The organism is Roseovarius sp. D0-M9, assembly GCF_037083805.1.
GTDB lineage: Bacteria > Pseudomonadota > Alphaproteobacteria > Rhodobacterales > Rhodobacteraceae > Roseovarius.
The window spans coordinates 1-17282 of record NZ_JBAPKZ010000012.1; the positions used below are offsets into that span (position 1 = coordinate 1).

A 17282-nucleotide genomic window follows, 5' to 3' on the forward strand; every position below is an offset into this window, starting at 1 on the left:
CGCCGGTCGGCTCAAGCACCTGCCCGCGTCACCCTACGACACAACATCTGGTGTGGTCGTGAACTGACCGGAGACCCGCACACCCACACAAACCGCGAAGAAGCCAAGATTGTTGCCGGTGTGTTGACGACCCTCGCACTGACGCCGGCGGCCGCCAGCGCCCTTGAGGCTGCACCTGATGGCTTCGTTGTCGTGGACGATATGCCCGGAGTGACCAGTTTTGTTGTTCTTGACGATGGCTCGCTGCGCCTAACGCTTGCTGATGGCAAGACTGTTGTCGTGGCGGCCTCGGACGTGCGGATTCTGGATGACGGAAACATCCTCATCTCGTCTGGTGTAGCCGAGGCGCTTCTTGCAGCCGAAGGTGCCGCGGGTGCGGGCGTGGTGCTTGGCGCAGGTGCGGGATTGGCGGCCCTGGCAGCCGTAGCAGCAGGTGGTGGATCCTCCGACGGAGCTGCGGCGCCTCTGACCCCAGAAGTTCAGCCCGTCGATCTTGTGGATGGCGAAACCTATAACACGTCCGAAACGTCATTTCGGGCCCGTCTGGATGGAAGCGGTGGTGAAAAGTCATTCACAATTTCCGCGCCAAACGCCGATAGGATCGAACTGAGCGGTGATCTTTCGGATGGGACCGACATCGTGTCCCTCACGATAAACGATATCCCTAGTGACAACCGCACGCTCACTCTCGTGACGGATGAGCTGGTATCAAACGAAGGCCCGCACCGGCTTGTGTTTGATTTCTCTGGGGTCGGTGGTGATGCCGATGACGTGGTGACGCTGGCGCCGGATAGTAATCTGTCGGGTTTCAACGAAATCGAGGTCAAGGCCGGGACCCTGAACGTTCTCGGTGTAAACCTGCCTGCCGACACGGTTTTCATCGTGAACTCCGGTCTGGTTCTGTCACTGGAGCAGTTCATGGAAACTGCCTCGATCACCAGTGTAACCGGGCATGGGGAAATCACGGTTGCGCTGGAAAACGCGGACCAGCTTGCCGGGCTGAAAGCTTTCCTTGCAGATTCCGGTTCGCTCATTCTGATCGGTGCGGATGTCACCGTCGAAGTGGATGGCGCGCCTGTTTCCGACGTAGCGCTTGCTGCCTCAATCGACGCAATCACATTTCCATCGATCCCCGAAATCGACGCGTTGATCAATGACCTGCAATTGCAGATCAGTACACTGAGCGAGAGCACCGACCTTTCGGTCGATGACCTGACAGCCTTTCTGGGCACGCTGAGTGGCAACGTGACGACGTTGACCGGTCAGGTCACGGCGCTGCAAACGCTGGTTGGGGACACCCCGGTCAGCGAGCAGATCACGACGGCCATCGATGCGCTGACAGTGACGCTGGCGGCGGCGGATGCGGCCCTGGGCGCGCGCATCGACACGCTGGCAAGCGACCTGTCGACAGAGGTCACCACGCTGCAAGGCAACATCAATGCGCTGAGCGAGAGCACCGACCTTTCGGTCGATGACCTGACAGCCTCGCTGGGCACGCTGAGCGGCAACCTGGCCACGTTGACCGGTCAGGTCACGGCGCTGCAAACGCTGGTTGGAGAGACGCCGGTCAGCGAGCAGATCACGACGGCCATCGATGCGCTGACGGTGACGCTGGCGGCGGCGGATGCGGCCCTGGGCGCGCGCATCGACACGCTGGCAAGCGACCTGTCGACAGAGGTCGCCACGCTGCAAAGCAACATCAATGCGCTGAGCGAGAGCACCGACATATCGGTCGATGATCTGACAACCTCGCTGAGCACGCTGAGCGGCAACCTGGCCACGTTGACCGGTCAGGTCACGGCGCTGCAAACGCTGGCTGGAGAGACCCCGGTCAGCGAGCAGATCACGACGGCTTTGTTGCACAAATCGGTCTGAGGTCGAGCTTCCCCTTACCCCGGACGGATTTAGCCTATAGCTTCGGTACGTGGTATGCCAAGCGCTGTGAAGCCGTTTAGGATTGCGGCGCGGATTTGTATCTCCGCAACTTGCCGATCGAAGTCCCGCGCGGAAAGGCGCTGACCAAGCAGTTTCACACAATGCATCTTGGTCTCGACGCGGCTACGGCGGTGGTAGCCGGTCAGGTTTCGCCACAACGCCCGTCCGAGATACTTTGACGATCGGACGGCTTCGTTGCGTGCTCTGGCACCTGGCGTGTCAGGCTTCCAGAGCTTGGCATTCTTGCGCGGCGGTATGACGGCATGGGCATTTCGGCCTGCAATCGCATCGTGGCATTTGCACGTATCGTAGGCACCGTCCGCAGTCACGCTGCCAAGCTCTTGATCCGGAGCGATCTGACTGAGCAGGTCGGGAAGCATCGGCGCATCGCCAATGCTGCTGCTCGTGACCTCGATCGCGCGTATCTCCAGCGTTTCCTCATCAATCCCTATGTGGATCTTGCGCCACAAGCGGCGCTTTGGGCCTCCATGTTTGCGGGCGTTCCACTCGCCTTCACCTTCAGCCTTGATGCCGGTGCTGTCTATCAGTAGGTGCAGTGGCCCTGCTGATCCCTTGTACGGTATGGCAACAGACAATGTTCTCTGACGGCGGCACAAAGTGCTGAAGTCCGGCACCGACCAATGCAGCCCGACAAGTTCCAGCAAGCTGGCCACAAATCCAGTCGTCTGCCTCAACGGCAACCCGAACAAGACCTTGAGCGTTAGACATGCCTGTATCGCTGCGTCGCTATAGGTCGGCTGGCGGCCTCGTCGGCCAGAAGGCACAGCCTCCCACGCCATCCCAGGGTCAAACCAGATCGACAGCGATCCTCGCTGCTTTAGGGAAAGGTTATACTCTGCCCAGTTCCGGGTCTTGTACGTCGTAGGGGACCAACTGCTCATAGACCCCAGCTACCACGCTGGATTCACACAGGGAATCCTCAACAGAGCCGATTTGTGCAACAAAGCCGATCGGAGTGCAACCGCTGCTCGCGAAGCTGGCCGACCAGAACTTCAGCGACGGGCAATCCAAGCAGAGCGTTCTTGTCGAAACGGTTTCCGGGCTTGAGACGATCAAGGCCGTCGGGGCAGGACGCATCATGCGCGCCCGCTGGGAAGAAGCCATTTCAAAGCAGTCCGAACATGGCATGAAAACCCGTGCGATAAGTCAGTTCGCTTTGAATGCAACTGCCTTCACCCAGCAGACGGCGCAGATACTGATCATATTCTACGGGGTGTTCCTGATTGCGGAAGGTACGATCAGCATGGGCGCGCTGATCGCCGCATCATTGCTGACCGGCAGGGCACTCGGGCCACTGGCGCAACTGGCGCAGACGCTGGTGCGGCTGAACGGCGCGCGCACGTCATTCCGGTCTCTGGATCAGATCATGTTGACGGACAGCGAATACCCGGCTGACCGAAGGTGGCTGAGCCGGCCGACACTTGACGGCCAGATCAAGTTCGAAAACGTCGCCTTTGCCTATCCGGATCAGCAGGTAAATGCGCTGAACGATGTGTCCTTTACCATCGAGCCAGGTGAAAAGGTGTCCATCCTTGGTAGGATCGGGTCAGGCAAGAGTACGGTGGCGCGGCTCATTTTGGGTCTCTACACCCCAAAGAGCGGGACAGTGTTGATTGACGGTACCGATATCCGTCAAATCGACCCCGGTGACCTGCGCCGCAATGTCGGGTCAGTGCTGCAGGACATCTGGCTGTTTTCGGGCACGGTCAGGGACAACATCGCCGTCGGCGCCATGCGCCCGCGGGACGAAGACATACTTGAGGTTGCGCGACTGGCCGGAGTGGACGAGTTCGTTCGCAAACATCCGCAGGGCTACGACATGGTTCTGGCAGAGCGTGGCGAAGGCTTGTCGGGGGGCCAGAAACAGGCCATCACTCTGGCCCGCGCCCTTCTTGGGGCTCCTCCCATTCTTTTGATGGATGAGCCGACGAGTTCAATGGATGTGCAGAGCGAACAGGCGGTTCTGGCAAAGTTGAAAACCCATCTTGCAGATCGCACAGTGGTCATGGTCACCCACCGCACAAGCCTGCTGGAACTGGTCGATCGGGTCATCGTGATCGACGACGGCCGCGTCGTGGCGGACGGCCCCAAAAGCATCCTGTCGCGGCCATCGAATGTTGCGGTGCGGAAGGTGGGCGATGTCATCCAATAATGATCTTGAGCGGCTGGCGCGGGAAATGCGCGGCGCGTCGCCAGTAAGAAGTTCCACCTTGCTGTTTCTGGTCCTCACATTTCTGGTCGTGGCGGTCATTTGGGCCGCAAATGCGGAACTGGACGATATCACGCGCGCCGATGGGACGATCGTGCCAAGCCAACAACTGCAAATCGTTCAGGCAAGTGAGGCAGGAATCCTCAAGGCCATCTTTGTTGAAGAGGGCGACGTAGTCGAGGCCGGGCAAGTCATCGTTGAGCTGGACCGGACCTTGCTGGATGGTCAGCTTGGTCAGGAGCAGCAGCGTGCCTTCGCGCTGATGGCGCAGATTGCGCGCCTGGAAGCATCGGTATCTGGAGCAGAACTGGTCTTCGAGGAACGATTGCGGCTGGGAACGCCCAAGGTCATCGTGTCTGAAACCGCGCTATTCCATGCCCGAACACAAGAACGCGATGCGCAGATCAAGGTTCTTGAAAGCCGGCGGTTGCAACGCATGCAGGAGTACCAGGAGGGTCTGGTGGATGTCGCCACAGCCGAGGAAACGCTCCAACTGATCATGGAGGAATCTGCGATCATGGCGCCATTGGTCGCAGAACGGATGGAGCCTGAAACGACGATGCTGGCGCTGCGCAGGTCGCAGGCCGAATGGCGTGGGCGCGAGACAAGGGCCAATGCCGCATTGGTGCGTCTTGAAGCCGCTTTGTCGGAGATCGACGACCAAGTGGAATCGACGCAAACGGAGTTTCAGTCAACGGCCTTGGCGGAACTCGCGGGAGCCACGGCAGAGCTTGCCGAACTGGAAACACTTTTGCCTGCATTGCAGCAGCGCGTCACCCGATCTGAATTGCGCGCTCCCGTGCGGGGTATTGTGAACAAACTGAACCTGACCACCATCGGCGGCGTCGCACAAACTGGACAGGAGCTTGTTGAAATCATACCGCTGGACGACAGTTTGCTGGTTGAGGCCTATCTGAAACCGGCGGATGTCGCCTTCATCTATGCAGGCCAGCCGGTCAACGTAAAGATCACGGCCTATGACTTCTCCCGATATGGCGGGTTGGAGGGGGAAATCGTGCGCATCGGCGCCGGTGCCGTCACTCGCCCAGACCGGGATGAGGAAGCGTTTGTCATTCAGGTGCGAACCACTTCCAATCTTCTGGACGCAGATGGTAGTCCCGTTGAAATCATTCCCGGAATGGTGGCACAGATCGATATTCTGTCAGGAAAGAAGACTGTGCTGGAGTATCTGACCCAGCCTATCGTGCGCGTCAAGGAACGCGCCTTTCGCGAGTAGGGGGGTGGCACTCCCGTAACGAACTTCTCCCGTAATGCTTCCTTCCATTCAAAAGAATGGATCGCACCATCAAGCCGTGGGAGCAAACACCTAGAGCGCCAGGTAGCCGATGGCCGAGAAGGTCAGCAGGACACCGCCCCATTGGCCCGGTGTCATACGCTCGCGCAGGATGGCCCAGGCGAGGATCACGGTGATCATGCCGAAGGTCGAGGCCGCAACCGAGGCAAATTCGGGCCGCGCCATATTCGCAGCCGCGATCACGATGCCAAGCGCGATGCAGTCCAGCACCCCCATGAGGCCAAGAAGCGGAAGCGCGCCTCGCGCAGGCCAGCGGATCCCGCCTGACGCCGCCAGCAGAACCAGCACGAGCGCCACTGCGATCAGCCGCGTGACAAGGATCGCAGGCACCTCGCTGCCCGCATGGGCGGCGGCCTGGCCGAGCGCAAAGGTGGCGGCAAAGGCCATGCCGCCCAGAATAGCCCAAAGGATTGCCGCGCGCTTGTTGCCACTGCTGGCGGCCTCATCGGTCAACATGCCCACAATGGCGACACCTGCGATGACCGCGCCGACGGCGAGCCATTGATCGGCGCTCACCGCCTGCCCCGAAGCGGCAGCCCAGCCTACCGAAAGCACCGGGTAGGCCCCGATGATGGGGGCGACGAGGCGAACCGGGCCGATCTCGAATGCCTTGTAGAGCCCAAGATACGCGAGTGTGAAGGCGATGCCGCTGGCCGCTGCGAGGCCGATGGCGCGCCCGGTCATCACGCTCCAGTCCCCTGCAAGGAAGGCGGCGGGCGTCATCACGATCGTGCCGATGAGCAGCACCGTGGTCAGCGCCGGCAGGATCCCGCCCCGCTGCGAGACGTAGCGCACGCAGATGTCATGGATGCCCCAGCAGAGCGCCGCAACGAGACCGAAGACCAGCGATGCCATCAGCGCAGCGGCCGAAAGAATGGAAGCATGAAGACGAGGCACGCGACCAGAAAAAAGGCAGAGCCGAACATTGCCCAGAAGTGCCCAATGCTGGCGATACAAAAGCCGATGGACGAGATCACAAAGAGAACCCATCCCAGGAAATTGATTTGATGGTCGGTCATATTGGTGCAGGCTCTTGTTGATTGGAAACGACTTCCGGCATATTCTGGAGGTTAAATATTTATTCCACAGATGCAATCTTTGTATCATCATGGAGGTGGCGCGATGCTCGACGATATCTACGCAAGGGTCCAACCTGGCCCGCCGCGCCCCAGTAAAATAATCGAACCCAGCGTGTTTTCGATGCCACCGGGAACCGAGCGTTACGTGGTGCCGGGTGGTGGCGCCATCCTGATTCGCATCGAGGCTGGTGATCGCTTCAGCATCACCAATGACGAGGGCGGCCAGCCTTGCGAGGTGGTTGCCGCAGATGCCTCGGGTCGTATTGATCCCGGTATCATCGGTGGCGCGCCGAATAGTGATGCGGCCGGCCTCAAGGCGTTGCTGAGCGGCAGTGACCAGTCGCTGCGCGGGCTGCGCATGGGGCTGGAGGCGCGGGGGCTGGATCTGGCCCAAGCCCGCGCGCATCGTTTCTGGGATGGCGGCACGGCAGCCAAAGCGGTGCAGGAATTCGCAGTTGAGCGGGACGGCGTGCTGATTGTCGCGGCGCCGGGCGGGGCCATGGATCTGGAGGCGCAGGATACCCTGACGCCTCTGACCGTGATGGTCACGCGCGCCGTCATCAAGCGGCTGGCAAAGTTCGAGCTGCCCGATCCGCTGGCCGATCCGTTGCAGAGCATCCGGGTGCATAACGCCACCGCCGAGGCCTATTTCGTCAAGGCAGGGGACTATATCCAGATCCAGGATGTGGATGGCCGTCAATGCACGGATTTCGAATGCTTTTCCGCGTCCAAGCTGGACAAGGGGATCGAGCACGCGCTGGATGTGACCACCACCCGCACACTGATGGGGCACGCCTATCCAATGCCCGGCCTGCATGCGAAATACTACGATCAGGAAATGCTGCCGCTGGTCGAGGTGGTTCAGGACACTTGCGGTCGGCATGATGCCTTCGCGCTGGCCTGCTCGGCCAAGTATTACGATGACATCGGCTATCCGGGTCATGTGAACTGCTCGGACAACTTCAACCGCGCGCTGGCGCGCTACAACGTCGGCGGGCGTCGCGGCTGGATGGCGATCAACTTCTTCTTCAACACCAGCATCGACGATCATGGCGTCATGTATACGGACGAGCCGTGGTCGCGCCCCGGCGATTACGTGCTCTTGCGCGCGCTGACCGATCTGGTTTGCGTCAGCTCGGCCTGCCCGGATGATACGACCGCTGCCAACGGCTGGAACCCGACCGACATTCATATCCGCACCTATAGCGGCACCGAGAAATTCACACGGTCGGTGGCCTACCGCCCTACACCCGATTCAGAGGCGAAGATGACAAAAGAAACCGGATTTCACGATAATTTCGCCAAGCTGACGCGTAATTTCATCGAATACAACGGCTATTGGCTGGCCAATTGCTTTGCCGAGTCGGGCCCGATCGAAGAATACTGGGCCTGCCGCAAGGATGTGGCGATCATGGATCTGAGCCCCTTGCGCAAGTTCGAGATCACCGGCCCGGATGCCGAAACGCTCTGCCAGTATGTCTTTACCCGCAACATGAAGACGCTGGCCGTGGGCGGCGTCGTCTATACCGCGATGTGCTACGAGCATGGCGGCATGATCGACGATGGCACGGTGTTCCGCCTTGGGCAGGACAATTTCCGTTGGATTGGCGGTACGGATTACGGCGGCGAGTGGATCCGCGAGCAGGCAGAAAAGCTGGGTCTGAAAGTCCTTGTGCGCTCGTCCACCGACCAGTTGCAGAACGTGGCTGTCCAAGGGCCGAAAAGCCGCGATTTGCTGCGCAAGCTGGTCTGGACCGCGCCGCATAACCCCGAGTTCGATCAACTGGGCTGGTTCCGCTTTACGCCGGCGCGCCTCAATAACGAGACCGGGACAGCCTTTGTCGTCAGCCGCACCGGCTATACCGGCGAGTTGGGGTATGAGGTGATGTGCCACCCCAAGGATTGTGATGAGATTTTCAAGGCGATCTGGGAGGCGGGGCAGGAATTCGGGCTGAAACCGATGGGCCTTGAGGCGCTGGATATGGTGCGGATCGAGGCGGGGCTGATCTTTGCCGGCTATGATTTCTCGGATCAGACCGACCCCTTTGAGGCGGGTATCGGGTTTACCGTGCCGCTGAAATCCAAGGAGGATGATTTCATCGGGCGCGATGCGCTGATCCGGCGCAAGGAGCATCCGGTGCGCAAGATGGTCGGCCTCGAGATCGACAGCAAGGTGCAGGTGGCCCATGGCGATTGCATCCACATCGGACGCGCGCAGATCGGCGAGGTGACGTCATCCATGATCTCGCCACTGTTGGGCAAGAACATCGCCTTGGCGCGGGTCGACGTGACCCATGCCGAGTTTGGCACCGAGGTGGAGGTCGGCAAGCTCGATGGGCATCAAAAGCGGCTGCCAGCGACGGTCGTCCCCTTCGCGGCCTACGATCCCAAGAAGGAGCGCCCGCGCTCATGAGCGAGGCCGTGCTGGACAGGCTCGGCGGGGAGCCTGCGTTGAGGCGTCTTGTCGAGCATTTCTATGATCTGGTCGAGGCGCGCCCCGAGGGCGCGCAAATCGTGCGGCTGCATATGGATGGGCACGGCGTGGCGGCAACGCGCGCCGAGCAGTTCGATTTCCTGTGTGGCTTTCTGGGTGGGCGCCAGTATTACAAGGAACGTCATGGGCATATGAACGTGAGGCTCATTCACGAACATATCCCGATCGTGGCGCAGGATGCCGAGGATTGGCTGACGTTGATGGACCGCGCATTGGCGGACCTGGGCCATAGCGGGGCGCATGTCGAGCGGATGCGCGCCACGTTGCGGCGCGTTGCGCTGGCCCTCGTCAATGATGGCAATGTGGTCGGAGAAGAGAGCGCGCGGCGCTCAGCCCTCTAGCGCGGCGGCGCGCAGACCGGCATAGAGCGCGGCGGAATTTTGCAGCGCGGTGGGCACATGCGCGGCGCTATCGGCGGCAAATTGATCCGCCGCCACGGCGCTGCCCAGCCATTCGATCGCGGCGGCGCGGTTGCCCGGATCGGTCATCCAGTAGGCACAGAGGTCGTCGGTGATTTCTGGGTGAAACTGCACGCCCCATGCCCGCGCGCCGACGCGGATGGCCTGCACAGGGCAATTCTCGTTCTCGGCCAGAAGGGTGGTCCCCTCGGGCAGGGTTATCGCCTCGACGCCGTGCCACTGCATGACGCGGACGGGGCCAACATTCGCCCCCGGCAGGCGCGACAGGACCGCATCGGCGCAGCCCGCTTCGGTTAGCATCATGGGCATCACGCCCACCTCTGGCACGGCCATCTTGGCACAGCTGCCGCCCATCGCCTCGACCAGCAACTGATGGCCCAGACAGACGCCCAGATAGGCGCGCCCGCTCTCCACCCATGCCGCGATGGCGCGCTTTTCGGGGCGCAGCCAAGGGTGCGCCTCTTCCTCCCACACGTCCATCGGGCCGCCCATAACGATCGCCGCGTCAAAAAGGGCGAGGTCAGGAATGGCCTCGCCCTTGTATAGATGCACGACATGCGCGCTATCGCCTGCCGCCGCGATGTGATCGGTGAAGGATGCCGGATGCTCGCCCGCCGTATGCTGAAAGATCAGGACGCGCATGGGCGCCCTGATCGTTGTTCTTGGGCGGCGTCAGTTCTGAAGATAAACTTCGAGACTGTCATCCATCGCGTCCTTCCAGGGGGTGTGGTGCTTGGGCGCCTTGGTGCCCGTCATGACCGACGTATAGCTGTTGTTGCGGAAGGTCATGATGTCTTCTTTCTTGTGACCTTTCCACTCCTTGAACGCCTTGCACGCCCCTTCGACGTCGAAGCTGGGGTAATCCGTCTCGGCGATCAGCTCCTTGATGTAGTCGCCCTGATACCAGATGCAGTCATAATCATCCTCATTCGCGTCCTCGCGTGCAACGCGGTCTGCCACATCGGCTTCCATTTCGGCTTTGCCGGGGATCTGGATCTTGCCCATGATCGCGTCGCGCACCCACCAGGCTTGCGCGTCGAACATGTTGAAGGTGAACCACTGGTCCTGCATCCCGAGGTAGAACATATCGGGGTCATGCACCCATGCGACACCCTTGTAGAGGTCGGCCGTCGCCAGCCGGTTGGCCGTGCGCAGGCGCAGCGCGTCCTCCATGAAGGGGAAATGGTGCTGGTAGCCGGTGCAGAGCAGGATGGCGTCCACGTCCTTGCTGGTGCCGTCCTTGAAATACGCGGTATTGCCATCGACATGGGTCAGCAGCGGCACCTCCTGCCAGTTGTCGGGCCATTTGTAGCCCATCGGCGCGGTCCGGTGGCTGACGGTGATCGAGTTGGCGCCATACTTCCAGCACTGGCTGCCGATATCCTCGGCCGAATAGGAGGTGCCAATGATCAGCAGATCCTGTCCCTTGAACTCCAGCGCGTCGCGAAAGTCATGGGCATGCAGGATGCGGCCCTTGAATTTGTCAAAGCCCTTGAATTCCGGCACGTTAGGGGTGCTGAAATGGCCCGTCGCGCAAATGACATGATCGAATTCCTCGGTGTATTCGTCATCCTTGGGCAGATGGCAGACAGTGACCCGGAATTTGTCGCCGGCCTTCTCGACGCGGCGCACGGCGGTTTCGAAGCGGATCGAGTCGCGTACGCCTGCCTTGTTCACACGGCCCTCGATATAGTCCATCAGGACGGCGCGAGGCGGATAGCTGGCGATCTGCTTGCCGAAGTGTTCCTCGAACGAATAGTCGGCGAATTCCAGCCCTTCCTTGGGGCCGTTCGACCACAGGTAGCGATACATGGAGCCATGGACAGGCTCGCCATATTGGTCCACGCCGGTGCGCCATGTGTAATTCCACAGCCCGCCCCAATTGTCCTGCTTCTCAAAGCAGACGATCTCGGGGATCTCCTCGCCTTTTTCTTGCGCGGACTGAAAGGCGCGCAGCTGTGCAAGGCCCGAAGGGCCAGCGCCGAGGATCGCGATACGTTTTTTCATGTAAATCTCCTGTTGGTACAAACCGGTTTACTGCGTGGTTTATTTGGTATGGACCAATTGAACCGCCTGCATCCTTTGAGTCAAGAATTTAAGCCCCAAATGTGCTGATTTTACAGGTGTTTCCTAAGCTTCTTGCAGCAGATGCCGCTGCTCTTCGATCAGGTGCAACTTGATGAATTCGACAGCGGCATCGGTGTCACGCGCGGCGATGGCATTGAAGAGGCTGTTGTAGCGTTTCTGATAGGCCTCGATGCGCGCGGGCGTGAGGTGGCGGCGCAGTTGTGCCGAGCGGAAGCTTTGCCGACAGGCGTCGATCACCAGATCATAGCAGCCCGCAATCAAGGGGTTTCCGGTGCCTGCCGCAATCTTGCGATAAAACGCCTCTTCGTGGCGAACGAACGCGCCGGGATCGGTATGGACCGCTTCGATATCGCTCAGGATCTCTCCCAGCGCTTCGATATCGCGGGGCGGCATGTTCACCACGGCCAGGCGCACCATGTCCGGCTCGAGGATGCCGCGGATCACTTGCAGATCGAGCGGGCTGGAGGAGGCGGCGATTTCGCTATGCGAAGCGGCGGGCGCGTCGCCGGTCGGTGGATTGACGTAGCTGCCGCTGCCCGCGCGGCGCCGGATCAGGCCGTGGCTCTCCAGCACTTCCAGCGCCTCGCGGACGGTATTGCGCGCAACGCCAAGGTCAGACGAGAGCATTCGCTCGGAGGGCAGGCGCTCGTCCACCGCGTATTCGCCGCTGCGGATGCGCCCATACAGCGTGTCGACCACGGTCTGCACCGTCGCGCTCATCTGGGTCTGGGCGGTAAAGCCTATGATCTGCTGCGCCAGCGACATGGGGTTTCCTTTCGGCTCTGTCGTCCCCAGCTTACACCAAGCGGGATGCACACAAACGCATATTTGCAGCAAGTATGGCGTGGAAAAAGGAGAATGACATGAAAACCGAAGATACTGAAAGCGGCCCGGTCGAGCTATGGACACCCGAGGAGGTCGCCGCGGCGCGGGATGACATCGTGCTGGTCGACGTGCGCACACCGCAGGAACACGCTCTCGAGCGGATCAGTGGCGCGATGCTGATGGCGCTACAGGAGTTTCGGCCCGCGTGCCTGCCGGGGCAGGAGGGCAAGCGACTGGTTCTACATTGCGGATCTGGCGTGCGCTCGGGCAAGGCGGCGCAGCAATGCCTTGCCGCCGGGATTACCCCCATCGCGCACCTGGAGGGCGGCATGGCTGCGTGGAAGGATGCGGGGCTGGAGTATATCGGCACCGATATGGCCACGGGCGCGCCCAAGACGATGACAAAGGACGACTGAACCCGGCTGTGCAGCAAAAAAGGGCGCGCTTGTGCGGCGCGCCCTTTTCCCTAAAATCGTGTCGGCATCTGGCTTAGATGTCGATTGTGTTCTCACGCTCCCAGCTGGAGAAATGCGAGACGAACTGGGTCCATTCCTCGCGCTTCATCTTGAGGAAGGCGGCCGAGAAATCGTCGCCCATCGCGGATTTGAGCGCCTTGTCGTTGTCATAGGCGCGCAGGGCGTCCAGCATGTTCAGCGGCAGCTTGGGCGCGCCCTTTACCTTGTGGCCTTCGGCATACATGTCGATGTCGTGACGCTTGCCCGGCTCGGCTTTGGAGCGCACGCCGGACAGGCCCGCCGCAATGATGACCGCCTGCAAAAGGTAGGGATTGACCGCGCCATCGGGCAGGCGCAGCTCGAACCGGCCGGGGCCGGGCACGCGCACCATATGGGTGCGGTTGTTGCCCGTCCATGTGACCGAGTTGGGCGCCCATGTGGCCCCCGAAGTGGTGCGCGGCGCGTTGATACGCTTGTAGCTGTTGACCGTGGGGTTCGTGATCGCGGCCAAGGCACTGGCGTGCTTCATGATCCCGCCCAGGAAGTGCTTGCCACTTTCCGACAGGCCCAGCTCACCGGTGGGGCTATCGGTCTTTTCTGCGGCAAAGACGTTGGTCTTGGACTTGTCGCCGGGCGCGTCCCAGACCGAGATATGCGCGTGGCAGCCATTGCCCGTGAGGCCGGGAATGGGCTTGGGCATGAAGGTGGCGCGCATGCCGTGCTTTTCCGCGACCGTCTTGGTCATGAACTTGAAGAAGCTGTGCTTGTCCGCCGTCTTGAGGGCATCGTCGAAGTCCCAGTTCATCTCCCACTGGCCATTGGCGTCCTCGTGGTCGGACTGGTAGGGGCCCCAGCCCAGCTCCAGCATGTAGTCGCTGATCTCGCGGATCACCTCGTAGCTGCGCATCATCGTCTGCTGATCGTAGCAGGGCTTGGCCGCCTTATCGAGCGGGTCGTTGATCTGCGTGCCCTCGGGCGACAGCAGGAAGAATTCGGCCTCGATGCCGGTCTTGACGTGCATGCCCTCGTCGGCGGCCTCGGCAATGAGGCGGCGCAGCACGTTGCGCGGCGCCTGCGCCACATCTTCGCCTTCCATTACGCAGTTCGACGCGACCCATGCGATCTCTGGCTTCCACGGCAGCTGGATCACGGACTCAGGGTCCGGCACGGCCAGCATGTCGGGATGCGCGGGCGTCAGATCAAGATAGGTGGCAAAGCCTGCAAAACCGGCGCCGTCCTCCTGCATTCCCGCAATGGCGCTGGCGGGGACCAGCTTGGCCCGCTGGGCGCCAAAGAGGTCGGTGAAGGAGATCATGAAATACTTGACGCCATTGTCCTTGGCGAACTTGGCCAGATCGGTGGTCATTTTGGTTGTGTCCCTCTTGGTTCGTTTTTCTGGGAGGCTAGGAGCAAAAAGGGCGCAGCACAATCAGCGCCACGCCCATTTTTCAATTCGCCTCAGTAGCTGCTGCCCGGCTTGCCGGGATACCAGTTGGTTCCCGCCAAGGGGATCTTGGCCATGGCTGCGGCTTCCATCGTCAGCGCGCACAGATCTTCGGGTTCGAGATTGTGCAGATGGTTCTTGCCGCAGGCGCGCGCGATGGTCTGTGCCTCGAGGGTCATGACCTTGAGGTAGTTGTTCAGGCGGCGGCCGCCTTCGATGGGATCGAACCGCTTCATCAGCTCGGGATCCTGCGTGGTGATACCCGCCGGATCGCGGCCCTCGTGCCAGTCGTCATAGGCGCCCGCGGTGGTGCCGAGCGCGTTATACTCGTCCTCCCAGCGCGGATCGTTGTCGCCCAGTGCGATCAGCGCGGCGGTGCCGATGGCGACCGCATCGGCGCCCAAGGCGAGCGCCTTGGCCGTGTCCGCGCCGCCGCGGATCCCGCCCGAGACGACCAGTTGCACTTCGCGGTGCATGTCCATGTCCTGAAGTGCGCGCACCGCCTCGCCGATGCAGGCAAGGATGGGCTGGCCGACATGTTCGATAAAGACATCCTGTGTCGCCGCCGTGCCGCCCTGCATCCCGTCCAGAACGACGACATCCGCGCCCGCCTTGACCGCGAGGGTGGTGTCGAAATAGGGGCGGGCGCCGCCGATCTTGATATAGATCGGCTTTTCCCACGCTGTAATCTCGCGCAACTCGAGGATCTTGATCTCCAGATCGTCGGGGCCGGTCCAATCCGGGTGGCGGCAGGCGCTGCGCTGGTCGATACCCTTGGGCAGGTTGCGCATCTGCGCGACACGGTCGCTGATCTTCTGGCCCAGCAGCATACCGCCGCCGCCGGGCTTGGCGCCCTGGCCGACGACGATCTCGATGGCGTCGCAGCGGCGCAGATCATCGGGGTTCATGCCGTAGCGCGAGGGCAGGTACTGATAGACCAGCTTGGACGAATGCCCGCGCTCTTCTTCGGTCATGCCGCCGTCGCCGGTGGTGGTCGAAGTTCCGGCCATGGTCGCGCCGCGTCCCAGCGCCTCCTTGGCGGGGCCTGAAAGGGCGCCAAAGGACATGCCCGCGATCGTCACCGGAATATCCAGCTCGATCGGTTTTTTCGCAAAACGGGTGCCCAGCGTCACCTTGGTGTCACATTTTTCGCGGTATCCTTCGAGCGGATAACGCGAGATGGATGCGCCCAGAAACAGCAGGTCGTCGAAATGCGGCAGCTTGCGCTTGGAGCCGCCGCCGCGAATGTCATAGATGCCAGTGGCAGCAGCGCGGCGAATCTCGGCGTTCGTCGGGTTCGAGAAGGTCGCCGACTGGATCGGCACGGTGCGCGGTGCGCCTTTGTGATCGTCTTTCATGTCGGCCCCTCAATACGCGTTGTCGATGTTGAAATTATAGAGCTTGCGGGCCGAGCCATAGCGCTTGAACTCTTCGGGCTTGGCGTCGCATTCGCCCCGCTCCAGAAGGTCGGCAAGGATCTCGAGGTGCTCGGGGCGCATCTCTTTTTCGATGCAATCGGCGCCGAGGCTCTTGACCGAGCCGCGCACGAACAGACGCGCCTCGTAAAGGCTGTCGCCCAGCGCGTCGCCTGCATCGCCGCAGACCACCATGTTGCCGGACTGGCCCATGAACGCGCTCATATGGCCGATATTGCCATGCACGATGATGTCGATGCCCTTCATCGAGATGCCGCAGCGCGAGCTGGCATTGCCCTTGATGACCAAAGTGCCGCCGCGCCCGGTGGCGCCCGCATACTGGCTGGCGTCGCCATCGACGATGACGGTGCCCGACATCATGTTTTCGGCGACGCCGGGGCCGGCCGAGCCGTGCACGCGGATCGTCGCCTGCTTGTTCATGCCCGCGCAGTAGTAACCGGTCGAGCCTTTGACGACGACTTCGATGGGGGCGTCGAGGCCCACGGCGATTGCGTGGCTGCCCTTGGCGTTGACGATTTCCCAAGCGGTCTGATTGGTGTCTTTGCTCTGCGCCTGAAGCGCCGCGTTCAGATTGCGCAAACCTTGCGCTTCAAGGTCGAAAGTTTGCATTTACGCGGCCTTCTCGGTTGCGGTGGGTGCAGCGTTATGGCTCCAGAAATAGACGGTCGAGGGCTCGGGCTCCCACACGCGGGCGTGCTCGATGCCGGGCAGGTTGACCAGCGCGCGATATTCCGAGCCAAAGGCGACATATTGATCTGTCTCGGCCATGACGGCGGGCTTGCACGCGATCGGGTCGCGCACCACGCCAAAGCCGTCCTTGGTGCCGACCACGAAGGTAAAGAACCCATCGAGATCGTCGAGACTGCTTTGCAGGGCCTCGCCCAGTGACGCGCCGTTCTGCATTTTCCAGGTGAGGTAGGCGGCGCCGACCTCGGTGTCGTTCTCGGTTTCGATATGCATGCCGGCCTTGCGCAGCTTTCGGCGCAGGCTGGCGTGATTGCTGAGCGAGCCATTGTGGACGAGGCACTGATCGCGCCCGGTGTTGAACGGATGCGCCCCCATGGTCGTCACGGCCGATTCGGTCGCCATGCGGGTGTGGCCGATGCCATGGCTGCCGGTCATCGACGAAATATCAAAGCGTGCTGCCACATTTTTAGGCAGACCGACCTCTTTGTAGATTTCAAGCGACTCTCCGGTGCTCATCATGCGCACATCGGGACGCAGATCGTTCAGCACGGTGCGCGCAGCGGCGGCCCAGGCGGCGTCGATCTCGATGACCGCGTGGGTATCCTTGATGCGCATGGTCACGTCGCCGCCGAGGGCGCGCTGCATGTCCTTGTCGAGATTCGGAAAGTCGCGATCGGGCATGCTCGATTGCACTGTCAGCTTGACCTTGCCCGGCGTTTCGCCGCTGTAAATGGCGATTCCGGCGCTATCCGGTCCGCGGTCGGTCATGGTAATCAGCATGTCCGTCAGCATCTGGCCCAGCTTGGGCTCGAGCGAGGTGTCCTTGAGAAAAAGTCCTACGATCCCGCACATGTCGCGGTTCCTCCAGCGGTGTG

16 protein-coding genes are annotated in these 17282 nt (G+C 61.4%); 6 read left to right on the forward strand and 10 right to left on the reverse strand.

Going from position 1 to position 17282, the window contains the following annotated elements:
• The coding region (locus V8352_RS09635; RefSeq protein ID WP_336424073.1) for a hypothetical protein at positions 1-1875 on the forward strand (1875 nt) is incomplete at its 5' end.
• A 29-nt stretch (positions 1876-1904) separates the two neighbouring features.
• Here V8352_RS09635 and V8352_RS09640 read toward each other — a convergent pair.
• On the reverse strand, positions 1905-2837 hold the full coding sequence (locus V8352_RS09640) for an IS5 family transposase (RefSeq protein WP_336424074.1): 933 nt from the start codon (positions 2835-2837) through the stop codon (positions 1905-1907).
• Between the two features lie 74 nt (positions 2838-2911).
• Between V8352_RS09640 and V8352_RS09645 the strand changes: the two genes are divergently transcribed.
• Entirely contained in the window at positions 2912-4108 is a 1197-nt protein-coding gene (locus V8352_RS09645; protein ID WP_336424075.1) for an ATP-binding cassette domain-containing protein, read from the forward strand.
• A gap of 25 nt (positions 4109-4133) precedes the next feature.
• Positions 4134-5402, forward strand: coding sequence for an HlyD family type I secretion periplasmic adaptor subunit (locus V8352_RS09650; protein ID WP_336424076.1), 1269 nt, complete (start codon positions 4134-4136; stop codon positions 5400-5402).
• Positions 5403-5492: 90 nt separating this feature from the next.
• Here the strand turns inward: V8352_RS09650 and V8352_RS09655 are convergent, their stop codons facing one another.
• Together V8352_RS09655 and V8352_RS09660 are read right to left on the reverse strand one after the other, a co-directional pair.
• A complete protein-coding gene (locus V8352_RS09655) occupies positions 5493-6335 on the reverse strand; it encodes a DMT family transporter (protein ID WP_336424077.1) in 843 nt (280 codons plus the stop codon).
• A complete protein-coding gene (locus tag V8352_RS09660) occupies positions 6335-6499 on the reverse strand; it encodes a cytochrome oxidase subunit III (RefSeq protein WP_336424078.1) in 165 nt (54 codons plus the stop codon). The genes V8352_RS09655 and V8352_RS09660 overlap by 1 nt, the downstream gene beginning before the upstream one ends.
• 103 nt (positions 6500-6602) lie before the next feature.
• Here V8352_RS09660 and V8352_RS09665 point away from each other — a divergent pair, with 103 nt between their 5' ends.
• Both V8352_RS09665 and V8352_RS09670 read left to right on the forward strand, forming a co-directional pair.
• A complete protein-coding gene (locus tag V8352_RS09665) occupies positions 6603-8972 on the forward strand; it encodes a DUF1989 domain-containing protein (RefSeq protein ID WP_336424079.1) in 2370 nt (789 codons plus the stop codon).
• Positions 8969-9394 (forward strand): group II truncated hemoglobin, encoded by a 426-nt coding sequence (locus tag V8352_RS09670; protein WP_336424080.1) that lies wholly within the window; start codon positions 8969-8971, stop codon positions 9392-9394. The genes V8352_RS09665 and V8352_RS09670 overlap by 4 nt, the downstream gene beginning before the upstream one ends.
• Here V8352_RS09670 and V8352_RS09675 read toward each other — a convergent pair.
• The 3 genes from V8352_RS09675 to V8352_RS09685 form a co-directional block, all read right to left on the reverse strand.
• Positions 9383-10114 (reverse strand): type 1 glutamine amidotransferase, encoded by a 732-nt coding sequence (locus V8352_RS09675; protein WP_336424081.1) that lies wholly within the window; start codon positions 10112-10114, stop codon positions 9383-9385. The genes V8352_RS09670 and V8352_RS09675 overlap by 12 nt on opposite strands.
• 30 nt (positions 10115-10144) lie before the next feature.
• Positions 10145-11479, reverse strand: coding sequence for an NAD(P)/FAD-dependent oxidoreductase (locus V8352_RS09680; protein ID WP_336424082.1), 1335 nt, complete (start codon positions 11477-11479; stop codon positions 10145-10147).
• 123 nt (positions 11480-11602) lie between these two features.
• A complete protein-coding gene (locus V8352_RS09685; protein ID WP_336424083.1) occupies positions 11603-12325 on the reverse strand; it encodes a FadR/GntR family transcriptional regulator in 723 nt (240 codons plus the stop codon).
• 98 nt (positions 12326-12423) lie between these two features.
• Between V8352_RS09685 and V8352_RS09690 the strand changes: the two genes are divergently transcribed.
• Entirely contained in the window at positions 12424-12801 is a 378-nt protein-coding gene (locus tag V8352_RS09690; RefSeq protein WP_336424084.1) for a rhodanese-like domain-containing protein, read from the forward strand.
• 73 nt (positions 12802-12874) lie between these two features.
• Here V8352_RS09690 and glnT read toward each other — a convergent pair whose 3' ends face one another.
• The 4 genes from glnT to V8352_RS09710 form a co-directional block, all read right to left on the reverse strand.
• Complete coding sequence (glnT, locus tag V8352_RS09695) at positions 12875-14206, reverse strand: type III glutamate--ammonia ligase (RefSeq protein WP_336424085.1); 1332 nt, start codon at positions 14204-14206, stop codon at positions 12875-12877.
• A 92-nt stretch (positions 14207-14298) separates the two neighbouring features.
• Positions 14299-15642: an FMN-binding glutamate synthase family protein gene (locus V8352_RS09700; protein ID WP_336424086.1), complete on the reverse strand. Its 1344-nt coding sequence runs from the start codon at positions 15640-15642 to the stop codon at positions 14299-14301.
• 9 nt (positions 15643-15651) lie between these two features.
• Entirely contained in the window at positions 15652-16329 is a 678-nt protein-coding gene (locus V8352_RS09705) for a GXGXG domain-containing protein (protein WP_336424087.1), read from the reverse strand.
• Positions 16330-17259, reverse strand: a complete 930-nt coding sequence (locus tag V8352_RS09710) for a class II glutamine amidotransferase (RefSeq protein ID WP_336424088.1) — start codon at positions 17257-17259, stop codon at positions 16330-16332.
• Positions 17260-17282: the final 23 nt, after the last annotated feature.